14 protein-coding genes are annotated in these 17657 nt (G+C 40.7%); 10 read left to right on the top strand and 4 right to left on the bottom strand.

Going from position 1 to position 17657, the window contains the following annotated elements; genetic code table 11:
- Positions 1-8 precede the first annotated feature (8 nt).
- Complete coding sequence (gene acs, locus IV512_RS00430) at positions 9-1916, top strand: acetate--CoA ligase (RefSeq protein WP_209399617.1); 1908 nt, start codon at positions 9-11, stop codon at positions 1914-1916.
- Between the two features lie 69 nt (positions 1917-1985).
- On the opposite strand, the gene IV512_RS00425 is transcribed toward acs, so the two are convergent.
- Positions 1986-3194 (bottom strand): multidrug effflux MFS transporter, encoded by a 1209-nt coding sequence (locus IV512_RS00425; RefSeq protein WP_209399616.1) that lies wholly within the window; start codon positions 3192-3194, stop codon positions 1986-1988.
- Positions 3195-3303: 109 nt separating this feature from the next.
- Here IV512_RS00425 and udk point away from each other — a divergent pair, with 109 nt between their 5' ends.
- The 8 genes from udk (at position 3304) to IV512_RS00385 (ending at position 10544) form a co-directional block, all read left to right on the top strand.
- On the top strand, positions 3304-3912 hold the full coding sequence (gene udk / locus IV512_RS00420) for a uridine kinase (RefSeq protein ID WP_209399615.1): 609 nt from the start codon (positions 3304-3306) through the stop codon (positions 3910-3912).
- A 5-nt stretch (positions 3913-3917) separates the two neighbouring features.
- Complete coding sequence (locus tag IV512_RS00415; RefSeq protein WP_100869024.1) at positions 3918-4250, top strand: septum formation initiator family protein; 333 nt, start codon at positions 3918-3920, stop codon at positions 4248-4250.
- A gap of 163 nt (positions 4251-4413) precedes the next feature.
- The gene (locus tag IV512_RS00410) at positions 4414-5187 is read left to right on the top strand and encodes a ParA family protein (protein ID WP_100869025.1); all 774 of its coding nucleotides are present in this window, start codon (positions 4414-4416) and stop codon (positions 5185-5187) included.
- The gene (locus tag IV512_RS00405) at positions 5187-6089 is read left to right on the top strand and encodes a ParB/RepB/Spo0J family partition protein (RefSeq protein WP_209399614.1); all 903 of its coding nucleotides are present in this window, start codon (positions 5187-5189) and stop codon (positions 6087-6089) included. Before IV512_RS00410 ends, IV512_RS00405 begins: the two co-directional genes overlap by 1 nt.
- Complete coding sequence (locus IV512_RS00400) at positions 6082-6720, top strand: DUF5683 domain-containing protein (protein WP_371743237.1); 639 nt, start codon at positions 6082-6084, stop codon at positions 6718-6720. The genes IV512_RS00405 and IV512_RS00400 overlap by 8 nt, the downstream gene beginning before the upstream one ends.
- A gap of 118 nt (positions 6721-6838) precedes the next feature.
- Positions 6839-7540 (top strand): 4-hydroxy-tetrahydrodipicolinate reductase, encoded by a 702-nt coding sequence (dapB, locus tag IV512_RS00395; RefSeq protein ID WP_209399612.1) that lies wholly within the window; start codon positions 6839-6841, stop codon positions 7538-7540.
- A gap of 65 nt (positions 7541-7605) precedes the next feature.
- Entirely contained in the window at positions 7606-9306 is a 1701-nt protein-coding gene (gene lepB / locus IV512_RS00390; protein WP_209399610.1) for a signal peptidase I, read from the top strand.
- A 38-nt stretch (positions 9307-9344) separates the two neighbouring features.
- Positions 9345-10544: a molybdopterin molybdotransferase MoeA gene (locus IV512_RS00385; RefSeq protein WP_209399608.1), complete on the top strand. Its 1200-nt coding sequence runs from the start codon at positions 9345-9347 to the stop codon at positions 10542-10544.
- Here IV512_RS00385 and IV512_RS00380 read toward each other — a convergent pair.
- The 3 genes from IV512_RS00380 to IV512_RS00370 all read right to left on the bottom strand — a co-directional run bounded on the left by IV512_RS00380 (position 10541) and on the right by IV512_RS00370 (position 16043).
- On the bottom strand, positions 10541-11803 hold the full coding sequence (locus IV512_RS00380; protein ID WP_209399605.1) for an amidohydrolase family protein: 1263 nt from the start codon (positions 11801-11803) through the stop codon (positions 10541-10543). The two genes, IV512_RS00385 and IV512_RS00380, sit on opposite strands and share 4 nt — an antisense overlap.
- Positions 11804-11854: 51 nt before the next feature.
- Entirely contained in the window at positions 11855-14821 is a 2967-nt protein-coding gene (locus tag IV512_RS00375) for an amidohydrolase family protein (protein WP_209399603.1), read from the bottom strand.
- 154 nt (positions 14822-14975) lie between these two features.
- Entirely contained in the window at positions 14976-16043 is a 1068-nt protein-coding gene (locus tag IV512_RS00370) for a DUF3810 domain-containing protein (protein ID WP_209399601.1), read from the bottom strand.
- A 116-nt stretch (positions 16044-16159) separates the two neighbouring features.
- On the opposite strand from IV512_RS00370, the gene IV512_RS00365 reads away from it, so the two are divergent.
- A complete protein-coding gene (locus tag IV512_RS00365; RefSeq protein ID WP_209399599.1) occupies positions 16160-17620 on the top strand; it encodes an aminoacyl-histidine dipeptidase in 1461 nt (486 codons plus the stop codon).
- Positions 17621-17657 lie beyond the last annotated feature (37 nt).

Raw genomic sequence — 17657 nt, 5'->3', positions numbered from 1 at the left:
GTACACTAATGAGCAATTACCACATTAAGCATTTAGAAGAATATTTTCAAGTCTATAGAAAGTCAGTTCGCAATCCCGAAGCGTTTTGGGAAGAGATTGCCGAAGAGCATTTCGTATGGCGAAAAAAATGGGACAATGTTCTAAGTTGGGATTTCTCAAAACCGGAAATAAAGTGGTTCGAAGGAGCCAAATTGAATATTACCGAAAATTGTATCGATAGGCATTTACCTACACGTGGAGATAAGACAGCAATTTTATTCGAGCCCAATGACCCCAATGAAGAAGCACAACACATAACGTACCGCGACCTTCATGAAAAAGTGTGTCGCATGGCGAACGTTTTGCTTGATCAGGGTGTGAAAAAGGGGGATCGGGTATGCATCTATCTACCTATGATTCCTGAGTTGGCCGTATCGGTTCTCGCATGTGCTCGAATCGGTGCCATTCATTCCGTGGTTTTTGCAGGTTTCTCTTCCAGTGCCTTGGCCGCCAGAGTTAATGATTCCGATTGTAAATTGGTAATTACTTCCGATGGTTCATATCGAGGAGCAAAAACCATTGACCTGAAGAGTATTGTTGATAAGGCGCTTGAAAGTTGCCCTGGGGTTAAAAATGTTTTGGTGGCCAAGCGAATCAATACTGATATCGATATGAAAGAGGGTAGAGATAAATGGCTACAACCTCTTTTAGACGAGGCTTATGCCGATTGTGTCGCTGAAATCATGGATGCCGAAGACCCTTTATTTATTCTTTATACCTCAGGTTCTACAGGTAAGCCTAAGGGCATGGTACATACAATTGGTGGCTACATGGTCTATACGGCATATACCTTTAAAAATGTATTTCAGTACCGCGAAGAAGATGTCTACTGGTGTACCGCCGATATCGGTTGGATTACCGGACACTCTTACATTGTGTACGGACCGTTGGCCAATGGTGCCACGACCGTAATGTTCGAAGGCGTTCCCTCTTACCCAGATTATGGGCGTTTCTGGGAAATTGTTGAAAAGCACAAAGTAAATCAATTCTATACCGCACCAACAGCTATTCGTGCCTTGGCAAAAGAAAATTTAGAATTCTTAGATAAACATGACCTTTCTTCTTTAAAAGTACTTGGTTCGGTTGGTGAACCTATCAATGAAGAAGCATGGCATTGGTACAATAACAATGTGGGCAAAAAGAATAGCCCAATCGTAGATACGTGGTGGCAAACCGAAACCGGGGGTATTATGATTACCCCAATACCTTATGTCACCCCCACCACTCCCACTTATGCTACTTTGCCATTTATTGGTATTCAACCCGCTCTGATAGATGAAGAGGGAAAAGAAATTAAGGGGAAACAGGTTTCTGGAAGGTTGTGTATCAAATTTCCGTGGCCAGCGATTGCCCGAACCATTTGGGGAAATCATGATAGATACAGAGACACCTACTTTTCCGCATTTAAAGACATGTATTTTTCAGGTGATGGTGCGCTTAGAGATGCCGTGGGGTACTATCGCATCACCGGCCGTGTAGATGATGTGGTTATCGTATCTGGTCACAATCTGGGAACAGCACCCATCGAAGATTCTATAAACGAACATCCAGCGGTAGCTGAAAGTGCCATTGTTGGCTTCCCACATGATATCAAAGGAAATGCGCTCTACGGATTCGTAATTCTCAAGGAGTTTGGAGAGACCCGAAACCGTGAGAATCTGGCAAAGGAAATCAACCAACAGATTACGGAACATATCGGGCCCATTGCAAAACTCGATAAGATTCAGTTTGTTTCCGGATTGCCAAAAACAAGAAGTGGTAAAATAATGCGACGAATACTACGAAAAATCGCATCTAACGATACGAGCAATATGGGTGATACCTCTACCCTACTGAACCCTGAAATAGTCAAAGAGATTATGGATAAATCATTGTAAAAAACAACGCCGGGAACATTTAACATGTTCCCGGCGTTGTTTTTATCTCTTACTCAGGTAGTCAATTTATTAAGCCCTGGCCAAGGCATGTTTCTTTCTTACCATAAGCATTATGCCTAAAGAAAGTAATCCGCAAATGGCTAAACCTACGAACATGGGCCAAACCGTGTCCGTAACGAAGCCACCGATATAACTTGCAATAGGCACTGCAATTACGGTAGAAACGAATCCGTTTATAGCAGCGCCGATACCGGCAATATGACCTATGGGTTCCATAGCAATAGAACGAAAATTTCCCCATAGAAAGCCCAAACAGAAAAATTGAACCGATAGAAAACCGACCAAAACGATTACGCTTGGGTTGGGTTGGTTCCAGAAAAGCAAAACGTATAGTAAAGCAATACTACAAAATGCGGTCAATGCCATCAAAGCCAGTCTTCGCATACCAAAACGCATGACCAAGGTACCGTTCAACAAGGTTGACAATCCGATAGAAACTGCCAGACCGGCAAAAATATAGGGGAACGAATCTACCAAACCATATTGGTCTTCAAAAACATGCTGCGAGGCACTAAGGTACACAAGAAAAGCTCCCGTTATGAACCCAGAAGTAAATGTGAAGGCCACAGATTCCCTGTGTTTTAAAAATTCTTTAAGGCCACTCATAAAAACACCCATTGAAAAAGGTACTTTATATTGGGGCTTAAGAGTTTCTTGTTGACGTTTCCAAAACCAAATACCAACGACCAGAGCAAAAAAGAGCTGCACGTAGAATATAGCTTGCCAACTAAAGGCATCCATTATCCATTTTCCGGTGGCTGGTGCAATAACAGGTATCAAAATAAAAAATGCCGTTACGAAAGACATCATTCTTGCCATATAATCTCCGCTGTAGGTGTCTCGAATAATAGAAATCGCTATGCTTCGAGGTGCGGAAAGGCCGACCCCTTGAAGCATTCTACCGGCAACCATTATTTCTAATGAATTGGCCATTAGGCATATGGCGCTACCCACCCCAAAAGTCAGAAAACCGGCATAAACCATGGGCTTTCTGCCGTAACTATCCGACAAGGGGCCGAAAAACAATTGACCGATACCCAGACCCAAAAAAATCATGGTAATCATCATTTGATTGGCCGTGGGGTCAAAGCTGTTGACCGCCTCCCCGATATGTGAAAGTGCAGGCAACAGTGCATCTAAAGCCAAGGCGACGATTGACATCAGGGAGGCCATCAAAGCTATAAATTCAAAATTCGGCTTTACATTTTCATTTTGCATTGTGCAAAATTAGGCATATAAGCTGTAAGCCTTGTTATCAAAACTTCATTTTACCGATATACTGGGTATTGCATTGCAAATATGTATTTTTGTCAAAAATTTATCAGGAATGTTGATTATAGGGATTGCCGGTGGAACAGGCTGCGGAAAAACGACAGTTGTGAATCAGATTATTGATGAACTTCCGGAAGGTGAAGTAGGTGTAATTTCTCAAGACTCGTACTACAACGACCTCTCTCATCTTCCTTTAGAACAGCGAAGAAAAACCAATTTTGATCATCCACAGTCCATTGATTTTCAGCTTTTAGAAGAACATCTTATAACATTAAAAGAAGGGCATTCCATCAAACAACCGGTCTATTCATTTTTAGAGTGTAACCGTACTGATAAGACTCTTCCCGTTCACCCAACCAAAGTATTGATAGTTGAGGGAATACTGATATTGACCAACTCTAGACTTCGCAATATGATGGACATTAAGATTTTCGTTCATGCAGATTCAGACGAACGCCTGATACGAAGACTCAAACGTGATGTTAATGAACGTGGATGGAATTTGGACGAAACTTTAGAAAAGTACCAATCGAACATCAAACCGATGCATTTGCAGTTTATAGAACCCAGTAAAGAATATGCAGATATCATTATACCCAACAATAAATACAACACTGTTGCAGTTGATATTGTGAAGACGATCATCAACGAAAAATTGACATAGGCACGATGGGGTTAAAAGACTTGCGAAAGAAAAAATGGTTCAGTGTGCTTACCAATGTATATATTTTGGTACTTACTGTGTTTGTTATTTGGATGCTCTTCTTCGACACCAACTCATTATTGATTCATTTAGAACTAAAAAAAGAAATCAATAAACTTGAGAAACAACAAGAATTTTTAAAAGAGGAAATAGCCAACGATAAGATAATTCTAGAAAGGCTTTCCGATCCTGAAGAGTTGGAAAAATTTGCCCGCGAAAAGTACTACCTTAAGAAGAAGAATGAAGAAATTTATCTAATCGAGTACGAAGACAGCTTAAAGCTCAAACCCAAAGATTAGTTCACTTACCGATTTGCCTATAGTTATTGCTGCTGATAAACGATTTTAATTTACTGTTAACCAACTTTAACGCAAAACACCATAGTTATTCACCTTGTGTTAACAAAATGGTTTCAATAGCATCATAAATAATCGTATTTTTACCCCCTAACACAGACGGATAATGGGCAAGATAATTGCTATTGCGAACCAGAAGGGAGGGGTAGGAAAAACTACTACTACCGTAAATTTAGCGGCCTCTTTAGGGGTTTTGGAAAAGAAGGTATTATTAATCGATGCCGACCCGCAGGCAAATGCTACTTCTGGCTTGGGTATTGAAGTCGAAAACGTCGAACTCGGCACCTATCAATTACTAGAACTGACGACAGATGCCAAGGAAACGATTGTTGAGACCGACTCACCGAACGTAGATTTAATTCCCGCACATATAGATTTGGTCGCCATCGAAATTGAATTGGTCGACAAAGATGAACGGGAGTATATGATGAAGAAAGCCATATCTGATTTGCGAGATACTTACGATTACATCTTAATCGACTGCGCACCTTCGTTAGGGTTATTGACATTGAATGCCTTAACAGCGGCAGATTCCGTAATTATCCCTATTCAATGTGAATATTTTGCTTTGGAGGGTCTTGGTAAATTATTGAACACTATCAAGAGTGTTCAAAAAGTGCATAACCCGAACCTTGATATCGAAGGTATGCTATTGACCATGTACGATTCTCGTTTACGCCTTTCAAATCAGGTAGTGGAAGAAGTTCGTAAGCATTTTGCCGATATGGTTTTCGATACCATCATTCAACGTAATGTGCGCTTGAGTGAAGCACCAAGTTATGGGGAGAGCATTATTAAATATGATGCAAGCAGCAAAGGAGCCACCAATTATTTGAATTTGGCAAACGAGGTGGTGAAGAAAAATAAAGAAATAGCTTAATGGCGAAAGCAACTAAAAAACAGGCTTTAGGGCGTGGACTTTCAGCTCTATTGAAAGACCCGGAAAACGATATACAAACTGCAAGTGACAAAAATGCCGATAAGGTAGTCGGTAGTATTGTTGAGTTAGATATTGATTCCATCGAGGTCAACCCTTTTCAGCCACGTTCGAACTTTAATGATGATGCTTTAAAAGAATTGGCAACTTCCATTAGAGAACTAGGTGTTATTCAACCTATTACCGTCAGAAAGCTGGAGTTCAACAAATTTCAATTGGTTTCGGGCGAGCGCCGTTATAGAGCTTCAAAACTAATCGGTCTCGAAACCATACCGGCATACATTCGAATTGCCAACGACCAAGAATCTTTGGAAATGGCTTTGGTCGAAAACATTCAACGCCAAGACCTTGACCCTATCGAAATTGCCCTTTCATACCAACGTTTGATGGATGAGATTGAACTCACCCAAGAGAAATTAAGTGAACGTGTGGGTAAAAAGCGATCGACCATTACCAATTATCTTCGGCTATTACGCTTGGATCCAATAATTCAAACAGGAATGCGCGATGGTTTTCTCAGTATGGGCCATGGCCGCGCTTTGGTCAATATCGAAAAGAAATCGGACCAGATTTCTTTGTATGAAAAAATAATTGGACAAAACCTGTCGGTACGAGATACCGAACGTGAAGTTAAAGCCTATCATGCAGGGCCAGACCAAGCTACAAGTAAAAAATCATCTACTGCGGTTCCTGACTTTGCCAAAAAAAATATCGATAAATTCACCGACCATCTATCAGTTAAAGTAGCTATTTCAGCTTCCGACAAGGGAAAAGGGAAAATTACCATTCCATTTCATTCCCAAGAAGAATTCAAGCGAATTAAAAAATTGATTCTAGGTGATTAAATACCTATTTACATTATTCTTTTTAGGCATATGTGTATTCGGTGTACAGGCCCAAGAAGATACTCCTAAGAATAATGAAGTCGACTCTCTTCAAACCGATTTGAAAGAAGAGGGTATCGTGGTGGTCGACACCTTAGTGAAAAAAAAGAAAGCCATCAATCCGTTAGCACCAAGTAAAGCCGCCTTTTATTCCGCTGTTTTTCCTGGTCTGGGCCAAATCTACAATAAACGTTATTGGAAGGTACCGATCGTCTACGGAGCTATTGGTGCGGCTATTTATGGCTACACATTTAACGACAAACAATACACCAGGGTTCGTACAGCATTTAAAAGAAGACAGGCTGGTTTTACAGATGATGAATTTTACGACTTGAACGGAGACGGTTCAGGGCCTGATTTGGGGGTAGATGATTTACAGAACGAACAAGAGCGTTATCAAAGAGATCGAGACTTGCTACTTTTAGTCTCTGTTGCACTTTATGCCTTAAATATTGTAGATGCCAATGTCGACGCTCATTTGAAACAGTTTAATGTAGATGACGACCTTAGTTTCGATATGCAACCCTATATGGATCTGGACCCTGTAGCGAATAGTCCGCATTACGGCATGTCCATGATTATCAAATTCTGATAGAACAAACCCATAACAATTCAAGCGGAAACGGTTATAAAAGTGGGTAATTCACCCTTAAACTCATCATCAAGCCTTATTTTTGGCAATATTTATTGAAAATTTAATCAAACAACTCGTGAACATAGCACTTTTCGGATACGGCAAGATGGGAAAAATGATAGAGCAAATCGCTCTAGACAGAGGTCATAAAATTGTGGCAAAGGTCGATGTAGATACAGAAAACATCGATTTTTCAAGTATGGACGTTGCCATAGACTTTAGTATGCCCAATGCTGCCTTTGACAATATAAGCTCATGCTTTAAAAATAATGTTCCTGTAATTTCAGGTACAACTGGCTGGTTGGATCGTTTCGATGAAGCCAAGAAAATTTGCAAAGAGAATAAAGGTGCTTTCATCTATGCCTCTAATTTTAGTTTGGGGGTGAATATTTTCTTTGAGCTGAACAAGTATTTGGCCAAGATGATGAGCAACTTAGAGCAATATAAGGTATCTATGGAAGAAATTCATCACACACAAAAACTAGATGCCCCTAGTGGAACCGCAATTACCTTGGCCGAAGGTGTTATTGAAAATAGCAATTACGAAGGCTGGAAATTGGAAAATGCCAGCGAAAACGAAATACAAATCGAAGCCAAACGAATAGGTAACACACCGGGGACCCATACCGTAGACTATGCCAGTAAAGTAGACTCGATAGAAATAAAGCATAATGCCCATAATAGAGAAGGTTTCGCCCTGGGCGCGGTAATTGCAGCAGAATGGATTGTTGGCAAAACCGGGGTCTTCACCATGAAAGATGTGTTAAACCTAGGTTAACCTATCTTCAATATTGAAGATAATAAACTTATTTGCATTGAACCAACCTCAATAAAATATATAGAATGAGCGCAACACAGTGGTTACTTTTTATTCTGATCGTTCAGGTAATCCATTTTTTAGGCACTTGGAAACTTTACGTAAAAGCAGGTAGACAGGCTTGGGAAGCAGCGGTACCGATTTATAACGCAATAGTTTTGATGAAAATCATCAATCGGCCAACCTGGTGGACCGTTCTCTTGTTCATACCCATCATCAATCTTTTGATGTTTCCTATTATATGGATAGAGACCATTCGAAGCTTTGGTCGAAATAGCCTAGGGGAAACTTGGCTGGTTATTTTAACACTGGGTTTTTACATCTATTATGTCAATTATGCTTTAGATGTAAAATATATCGAGAATCGTAGCCTCCACCCCACTACAGCGGCTGGTGAATGGGTAAGTTCAATTGCGTTTGCGGTAATTGCAGCCACCTTGGTACACACTTATTTTATTCAACCCTATGTGATTCCTACACCTTCCTTGGAACGTACCTTAAGGGTCGGTGACTTGCTCTTTGTCAGTAAATTTCATTACGGGGCAAGAACCCCGATGACGACAGTTGCGGCACCCATGGTTCATGATACTTTGCCATTGGTAAGAACGAAGTCTTACCTAAAAAAACCTCAACTCCCTTATTTTAGATTACCCGGTTTTACCAAGGTTGATCGTAACGACATAGTTGTATTTAGTTGGCCTGCAGATACGGTACGTCAATTTTACAAGGTCGAAGCCGGTGTAAAAAAACCCATCGACAAAAAATCGAACTATGTCAAACGATGTGTTGGTATACCAGGTGATTCACTTGAAATAATCGACGGCTACGTCTACATTGATGGCAAACAGTTAGAATTACCTGACAGGGCAAAACCGCAATACGATTATACCATCTATTCCAATAAAGGTGTATCCTCAAAACTGTTGAATGAAATTGGGGTAATGGATTTTCAAAGAAAATATATATCGGGTCAAATCAGTCAAGCCCAATTCGATGCTATCAGAAAGTATCTAATATATACGGAAAGGGTCGAAGGTAACAAAGTTGCCCTATACACCAAAGCAAGCGGAATACCTATCAACGTTATTAGAACTCAGCGTTTAGCATTGACCGAAGAAACTTCACGTGCTCGCATCGGTGCCCTGACAGACGAGATGGTAGCCCAGTTGAAAAAAGAAGCTTCTATTGATTCGGTCATACGTCAAGTAGATGAAAAAGGAGTGGCTGGGCGCAACAACTTTCCACAAAACCCAATGTACCCGTGGAACTATGACCAAATGGGCGCTATTTATATTCCAGAAGCGGGTGCGACTGTTCCTTTGAATTTAAAATCTTTGCCTCTCTATAAAAAAATCATAACCGAATATGAAGGCAATACTGTAAGTGTCTCGGGTAATCAAATCAAAGTCAATGGCGAAGTAGCCGATTCGTATACTTTCAAACAAGATTACTATTGGATGATGGGTGATAACCGTGATCATTCTGAAGATAGTCGTGCTTGGGGCTACGTTCCTGAGAACCACATCGTAGGTACTCCCATATTCATTTGGTTAAGTGTTGATAATTTTAATGAAGGTATTTTCAATTGGAAACCTCGATGGGACCGAATATTTACCACGGTAAATGGAGAAGGCGAACCTGTATCGTACTTTAAATATTTCTTGATTGCCCTGGTCGCCTATTTTGTAGGTAGCTGGTTATGGAAGAAAAAGAAAGCCAAAGAATAACGATCTTTTACCCTTTCAATTTTAATCGATGTAGTAGGATGATTGCTTTTGAAGAAGCTTATAAACTGGTAATGAAACATTCGCTCGAACTGGGCGATGAAAAAGTTACGCTACTAAAAAGCACCGGAAGAATTTTAGCCGAGGATATAAAGGCAGATAGAGACTTCCCTCCTTTCAATCGTTCAACAAAAGACGGAATAGCCATTCACTTTTCTGCGATAGAAAACGGACTTAAATCTTTTAAAATTGAGGGTGTTCTTGGTGCCGGAATGCCAAAAGGAACACTCTCCTCCTCAAGTAATTGCTTAGAAATTATGACCGGTGCCGTTTTGCCGGCCAATGCAGATACCATCATCATGTACGAGCAGGTGGAGCTAAAGAACGGCAGGGCAAAACTTCTAAAAGAACCGATTAAGGGACAAAACATTCATGGCCAAGGAAGCGATATTCAGGCGAAGGAAATCCTATTAAAAAAAGGAACCGTGATTACCACCGCTGTTATCGGTATTTTGGCCTCGGTCGGAAAAACTGAGGTTTTGGTCAAAAAACTACCCAAAGTCTGTGTGATTTCCACCGGAAACGAACTTGTGGAGATTTCCGAAACACCCCTGCCCCATCAAATCAGGAAATCTAACGTGCTTTCACTCTCCGCCGAACTTGAAAAAAAAGGCATTGAACACCATCTTCTACACTTGACCGATGAGAAGAAATTAATTGCGAAAGAACTTAAAAAAGCTCTCGAGACCCACGATGTGCTAATGCTAAGCGGTGGTGTATCTAAAGGTAAGTTCGATTACATACCCGAAGTTTTAGATGGCTTAGGAATTAAAAAGGTATTTCACCGCGTAGCTCAGCGCCCCGGCAAGCCTTTTTGGTTTGGTATTCAAGAAGAACTGAATAAAGTGGTGTTTTCTTTTCCTGGGAATCCAGTGTCCACTTTTGCCAATTACCATGTTTATTTTATGCCTTGGCTAGACCTGCTTTTAGGTTTAAGAACTAATACGAAAACCGTAATTCTTGATGAGCCTGTTCAACCCCATGTGTCGCTCACTTTATTCTTACAAGTTGCAACCTATTGGAAAAAAGGGCAACTACGAGCAAAATTAGTTCAAGGTAATGGTTCCGGAGACTTGGTAAGTCTTGCTCAAGCAGATGGTTTTATTCAAGTAGCAGCTGCTGAAGAACCTATTAAAAAAGGTTCAGTATTGTCTTTTATATCTGTCTCCTTAAAATCTTAGTTACTCTTATCGTATTTTCTGGAATAGCGCTGCCATAGTTCTGTTTGATGGGTTTGTAATGAAATTTCCCTTCCATCGATAAAAGCATGTAGTAATTGATTGCCCTGCATATCGAGAGCATCCCCTTCGGCGATAAACAAAGTTGCACTTTTACCGTTCTCCAAAGTTCCGTAAGCATCATCTATACCAAGTATTTGAGCTGTATTGCCCGTAATAAGCTGCAAAGCTTTTTCTTTATCAAGGCCTTGAGCAACCGTTTGACCTGCAAAAAATGGCAAGTTTCTGGTTTGAAAATTAGAAGTTTCGGAGTTCTGCAAACCAACGAGCAGTCCAGCATCCATAAGCATTTTAGGTAATTTATACGGCAAGTCGTAATCTTCATCATCGGTATAGGGCAGTTTATGGGTGTGCCTCACCAATACGGGCACATCTTTTTTCTTCAGAAACTCGGCAACCTTATCCGCTCGATATCCTCCAACTAAAACTACATACTTCGCTCCAAGTTGTTGGGTGATTCTAACCCCATCCAATATTTCCTTTTCTCCGTTCGCGTAGAGATACAATTTTTGCTCTCCATTGAAAACGCCCTGCATTGCAGCAAATTGAGGGTTCAACTCTTTAGCTTCCTCTTTGCCATAAGCTTCTGCATTCTTTAAAAAGCTTCTTATTTCTTCAAGCTGTTCACCATACTTCTTGTTCGGTTTACTCCCCTGAAAACTGTTGGGCCAATGTAAGTGAATACCGTCATCGGTCTTAACTGCAGCGTCTTCCCAATTCCAAGCGTCGAATTGAACAATGGATGATGTTCCGGGGATTCGCCCACCCTGCGGAGTTATCTGACCTAATAATACCCCATTGGGTCGCATGCTTTCCACCACCTTAGACTCCGAATTATAGGCTATTAAACTGCGGATATGCGGAATCATTTCCCCGATTTCATCTTGGTCTTTAGATGCCCGTACGGCATCTATTTCAATAAGCCCCAAAGAAGTACTCGGGGCTATAAACCCAGGATAGACATGCTTGCCCTGCCCCTTAATTTTCTTACCTCTTCGAGCGATTTTGGTCATTGCACTACCTACAAACGTCAATTTGCCCTGTTCGAACATAATCAACGAGTTTTCTATGACCTCACCGTTACCTAAGTGTGCCGTAGCGCCTTCGATAGTAATAGCTTCCGACTGTACAGGCGCAGGGGTTTGTTGAGCGTTCGCAATGAACGTTAGAAATAAGATCGTTATAAACAGTTTTATTTTCATAATCGATTTACTAGATATTCTATTTTACTATTCTGTTTTTCGCTGTAGCATTTAATTCAATTCTGCACCGGTATCACAGTGCATCAGCTCTTTTTTATTCTGCTTGGGCTCTTGAGACTTTTCACCTTGTTCTTTATTCAAGAGCATTTGATTAATGAGCCAGTTTCTTTCTCTCTTTACAGATTTGCGTAGCTGTGCATCTTTCTTAATGTCAAAGTATATGGCACCATCGATCATGGTTTTTTCGGCCTTGGTATATATCGATAACGGATTATCGCTCCAGAGTACCAAATCGGCATCTTTACCTTCTCTAATACTTCCGGTTCTTTCATCTAGGTGCAACAATTTAGCCGGGTTAATCGTCACCATTTTCCATGCTTCCAACTCCGTCATCCCTCCATATTTGATCGTTTTGGCAGCTTCTTGGTTGAGTCTACGAATCATTTCGGCATCATCGCTATTAATTGCAACCGTAACACCTTGGTCATGCATTATTGCCGCATTGTAAGGTATAGCATCGTTCACTTCAAATTTATAGGCCCACCAATCACTGAAAGTTCCACCCCCTACTCCATGCTTTTTCATTTTATCGGCAACTTTATAGCCTTCTAAGATATGCGTAAAGGTATTGACTCGAAATCCGAACTTCTCGGCTACCTTCATCATCATATTTATTTCGCTCTGAACATAACTGTGGCAACTGATAAATCGTTCACCGTTCAATATTTCTACCAGAGTTTCCATTTCTTCATCATAACGGTAAGGTTCACCACTATTCTTCTTCAACTCATATTCTTTAGCTCTTTGAAAATAATTCGAGAACACCTGTTCTACCCCCATTCGAGTCTGCGGAAAACGACTATAGCTACCCCAATTGCTTTGTTTTACATTTTCACCCAACGCGAACTTGATGAATTTAGGGGAATCATTATAAATCATATTTTCAGGACTTTCACCCCATTTCAATTTCATTATTGCTGATTGCCCACCTATCGGATTGGCAGAACCATGCAATAATTGTAAGGTAGTTACCCCACCCGCTAAGGCGTGATAAATGCCTTTATCTTCATAATCAACGACATCGGTCATTTTGACCTCAGCGGAAGAATTTTGGCCAGCTTCATTTATGGCCAATGCGGCAATATGACTGTGTTCATCGATTATACCTGCGGTAAGATGCTTTCCTGTGGCATCGACAACCTCTGCCCCACTCGCTCTTAAATCATTGCCTATTTTGGAAATCTTGCCGTTTTTCACCAATACATCGGTATTTTTTAAAATACCTGCATCTTCACTTGTCCAGACTGTGGCGTTTTTGAACAATGTAGTTTTAGCTTGAGGAATGGACTCATACCCATAACCGATATTGGGATACGTAACCGCAACCATTTCCGGAGGGGCAGTACCTTTCTCTTCGTTCTTGTCTTTTTCCTCTGTTTTCGCTCTTACCGCTTTAAATGTAGACTCACTTCCATCGGAAAGAACAACTATACCTTCAATATTATCGGAATCATCACCTACCAAGCCGTTCATTCGGTAGGTACTATCGCTTTTCTCATCTGCAAGTGAAAGTGTTAGCCAGTTATTTTTAAAAATCAATTTAGATTTTAACTTAACAGTATCTCTTTTTACTTCTGCCTTTAGTTTATTGGGCTCACCATTTACCGACAACTTGAATTTCTTTTCATTGATGGTCAAATCATAATCTCCTCGAATATCTTTTAAAGACATATCATGAACGACATGTTTTTTCCCTTGAACCCAATTTTCATAAAGAACAGTCTCCTTATCGAAAATATCTCCGGAGGTAATCAAAAAATTGGCATACCGACCCACCTGTAACGAGCCTACCTCTTCAGATTTACCTAGAATAGCAGCGGGAACCGACGTAAGTGCTTCTAAAGCCTTTGTTTTTGACAGTCCATATTGAATTGACTTTCTCAGTTTACCATTAAACTCATCTATTTTCTTCAAGTCATGCAGCGTGAACGCAAAAGATACTCCGTTCTCGGCTAACACTTTAGGATTAGATGGGGCTTGGTTCCAGTCTCGCATATCCGCCAAAGATATGTGAGCGGCAGCATACGGGTCGGAAACGTCAAAAGCATCAGGGAAATTAAGCGGCAATATTAATTTCGCATTGGTCGCTTTGATATCGGCCACTCGTTCATACTCGTCACCACCACCCAAAATAGCATACTGAATTCCGAATTTATCTCCAATACCATCGGCACGCAACACATTGCCCTTATCTTCAGCTGCGAATATTTGAACCTTGCCTTTATTATGGTTCAATGCTTCTAACGACCGGTCTTTTGTGTCGACATTGCCTTTGCCGTACCAATCGGCATCGTAATACATTTGTCTTAAAAGAGCCATGGCCCCCATTAACGATGTGGGGTAGGCCTGTCTTTTTTCAATGCTCTTTTTAAACGAAAAATATTGGGCCGAGCGATCGTCAAGTATACGAACCGCATCATTATCGTTCTCGTTCAATGCAACTAAAACCCCAGTACCACGGGCAATTCCGTCTTGCCTATGCGAGTTTACCAGGCCGAAGCCCAGCTCACGCAGCTTTTTTGCAGCTTCTTTATCATAGTCATATTGGGTAATAGCATCGTTTTCCGGCGTGACGTGGTCGTTCCAGTAATAACCCTCTCGAGAAGATTTATACTCGGCCGAACGGCCTTTGGCTTCCGCTTTCTTTGGTTTTTCGATTCCGAAATCTGAAAACACATCGATAAACGAAGGGTATATCGATTTATTTTTTACATCGACGACAATTGTGTTTTTGGGCACCGTTACCGATTTACCCACCTGAACAACTTTTCCCTCTTGCAGCAAGAGCGTTCCGCCATTAATTACCTGAGTGGGAGTAACATAAATTTTAGCGTTGGTAAATGCTGTATAATTTTGATTTTTCGCTTTTACCTGGTCGTTTACAGGAAAATACTCTTGGGCAGATAAAGCAGAGCAGCCCAAAATAAAAAGCAGCAAAAATGAGAACGATTTATTCATATTTAGATGGCTTGATAGAAGCCAATAAAATTAGACAAAGGATATCGGAAAACGAAATGTAATCAAACCGGCCATCTATTTTTAATCGGATGCTAATCGACAATATAGTTTAATACCGATTTGTTAATTAACGAAGAAACTTATACCATAATCATTAAAGTGGATGCTTTTCATGATACCCCACCATAAGCTCTACGATTTTACTATAACTCTTAATACCATCTTTTTGTTGGTTGGCCTTTAGAAAGGTACTAAATATAGACTTAAAAACAGGTTCAAACGGATTGGCGTACCTTAAGTTAAAATCATATAGTTCTTTATAATTTGCCCTGACACCGCCATTAATACGCTCATACAACTCAGTAAACTTCGCTTCATCATTTCTACGTACGGCGCCCAAGCAATGGCTGAGTGCATATGCTGCAGCCGAATACCGAAAATAAACATCATCATTTTGCATTGTAACCAAATACCCGATAAAATTAGTCTCATTCTCTTTCGAATACCCCACTTGATGCCCAACTTCATGGGCACTGACCACCGGAAAACGAAAAACCGGAGTCAACGCATTTACATGTGCTTCGTTCGTAAATGGATTGAGGTACCCCCCAATACCCAAGTAGCTGCATAAGGTACTAAACATCGATTTTTTAAGGTTCGGATGCCTATACTTTAAAAATGGCAACTGACCGGAAAGTTTATCGTACTCCGCAATGGTTCTATTGAAAATTTCAGTTCGGTTATAGGGCACTTGAACCATTGCCGTGCTATCACCGGTAATTTCATTTTGAAGCGTGTTTACCTTGATAATTAACCTTTCCGACAAGTTGATTACCTCTTGGCTGGTCACACTATCTCGAATCGCAAAGTTCTCCGCTATGGATATCCTATAATAATTCAGCCCCCAAACCAGATTGAACGTAAAATAAAAGACCGACAAAACGACGACCACATTTCTTAGAAAAATCAAAGGAGAGGTTCTTATTCGCTTCCATCTGGTAATAACATATCTAATTGCGGTAAAAATGAGAAGTGCGTAGATTATTTCCCCAACTGAAAAGGGAATCCATCCGAAGAGAATTCTAAAGAACTGACTAATTAAGGGGTAGATACCTTGACTGTAATATTTCTCAACGATTTCAGGGTTTGAGCCCAACCATGCCACCAAAATTATTTGTGGGAACAAACTAATGGCAATAATGTTTTTAAACGGGTTATTCAATCTGTAATCATTTTTCAGGTTTCCGACGTAGTATCGAACGGTGCATATTTCAAAATTAATCAAATATCGACCATGCCAATTTTTGAACCCCTATTTTTGCGACATAATTTCAGCATATGAACAAAGAAATAAGAGAATTAGAACCTAAAGCAATCTGGAACAAGTTTTCAGACCTTAACGCCGTACCGAGGCCGTCGAAAAAAGAAGAGAAGGTCATACAATTTATGATAGATTTTGGGCAATCGCTCAACTTAGAGACCTTTTCAGATGAAGTCGGAAACGTTATCATCAGAAAACCTGCGACCAAAGGGTTAGAAGACCGAAAAATAGTAACCTTACAATCGCATCTTGATATGGTGCATCAAAAAAATAATGATACCGATTTTGACTTTGACACCCAAGGTATTGAAATGTTCATCAACGAAGATTGGGTAAAAGCCAAAGGAACAACGCTAGGAGCCGACAATGGCATGGGAGTGGCAGCTATTATGGCGATTCTAGAAAGTACCGATATCGCACACCCTGCGATAGAGGCTCTTTTTACCATCGACGAAGAAACTGGAATGACCGGTGCGATGGGACTTAAAGGAGGAGTGTTAAAGGGACAAATTCTTTTAAACCTAGACACCGAAGAAGACGATGAACTCGATATTGGCTGTGCGGGGGGCATCGATGTGACGGCCCATAGAAAATATAATGGCAAACCCGTACCAAGAGCGACCATGGCCTATCAAATTACCGTAAACGGACTTCAAGGCGGCCACAGTGGCATCGATATTCATCGTGGTTTGGGCAATGCCAATAAAATCATGAACCGTATTCTGTATTATGGATCCACCCAATATATGATGCGTATTTCAGAAATTGAAGGTGGTAGCCTGAGAAATGCCATACCTAGGGAAAGCGTCGCTAAAATTGTTCTTTTAAAGAATCAATCTGAGGCATTTCAAACGGCCATATACGAATTGGCAGAAACGATCAAAACAGAGCTCAAGCATCAAGAACCTAATCTGAAAATCTCATTGGAAGAGATTAACTTACCCAAAATGGTGATGGGCCTTGGAGCCCAAGAAAGGCTGCTAAAAGGAATTTACGCTGCCCACAATGGTGTCTATGCCATGAGCGCGGCGATTCCTGATTTGGTAGAGACTTCGAACAACGTTGCTCAAGTAAGCGTGAAAGATGGGGAAATTGAAATTAAGTGCTTGACACGTTCATCGGTAGACTCGGCTAAAATGGATTTGGCAAATGCCCTAAAATCCGCTTTTGAACTAGCTCGATGTGAAGTCAGTTTTAGTGGCACCTACCCCGGTTGGTCTCCGAACCCAAATTCTGAAATACTTGATGTGGCTAAAAATAAATATGAACAGATGTTCAAAGAGAAACCTAAGGTAATCGCCTGTCATGCAGGTCTTGAATGTGGTATTTTAGGTCAAAATTACCCAGAGGTTGACATGATCAGTTTTGGACCTACTATACTAGGCGCGCACTCCCCAGATGAACGCGTTAGTATTTCATCGGTTCAGAAATTCTGGAAATTCTTATTGGAGATTTTAAAGGATATTCCAAAAGCATAAGCAAAAATAAGGGCCGATGATATCGGCCCTTATTTAT

The sequence above is a fragment of the Pseudozobellia sp. WGM2 genome (assembly GCF_017810075.1).
Lineage (GTDB): Bacteria > Bacteroidota > Bacteroidia > Flavobacteriales > Flavobacteriaceae > JADNYK01.
Note: the sequence above shows the minus strand (reverse complement) of the source record. Positions and strands in the feature narration are given on the sequence as shown.

Excerpts from the sequence above, each read along its gene's own strand:
- acs (WP_209399617.1), top strand. The coding sequence starts at position 9 with ATGAGCAATTACCACATTAAGCATTTAGAAGAATATTTTCAAGTCTAT.
- IV512_RS00425 (WP_209399616.1), bottom strand. The coding sequence starts at position 3,194 with ATGCAAAATGAAAATGTAAAGCCGAATTTTGAATTTATAGCTTTGATG.
- udk (WP_209399615.1), top strand. The coding sequence starts at position 3,304 with ATGTTGATTATAGGGATTGCCGGTGGAACAGGCTGCGGAAAAACGACA.
- IV512_RS00415 (WP_100869024.1), top strand. The coding sequence starts at position 3,918 with ATGGGGTTAAAAGACTTGCGAAAGAAAAAATGGTTCAGTGTGCTTACC.
- IV512_RS00410 (WP_100869025.1), top strand. The coding sequence starts at position 4,414 with ATGGGCAAGATAATTGCTATTGCGAACCAGAAGGGAGGGGTAGGAAAA.
- IV512_RS00405 (WP_209399614.1), top strand. The coding sequence starts at position 5,187 with ATGGCGAAAGCAACTAAAAAACAGGCTTTAGGGCGTGGACTTTCAGCT.
- lepB (WP_209399610.1), top strand. The coding sequence starts at position 7,606 with ATGAGCGCAACACAGTGGTTACTTTTTATTCTGATCGTTCAGGTAATC.
- IV512_RS00385 (WP_209399608.1), top strand. The coding sequence starts at position 9,345 with ATGATTGCTTTTGAAGAAGCTTATAAACTGGTAATGAAACATTCGCTC.
- IV512_RS00380 (WP_209399605.1), bottom strand. The coding sequence starts at position 11,803 with ATGAAAATAAAACTGTTTATAACGATCTTATTTCTAACGTTCATTGCG.
- IV512_RS00375 (WP_209399603.1), bottom strand. The coding sequence starts at position 14,821 with ATGAATAAATCGTTCTCATTTTTGCTGCTTTTTATTTTGGGCTGCTCT.
- IV512_RS00365 (WP_209399599.1), top strand. The coding sequence starts at position 16,160 with ATGAACAAAGAAATAAGAGAATTAGAACCTAAAGCAATCTGGAACAAG.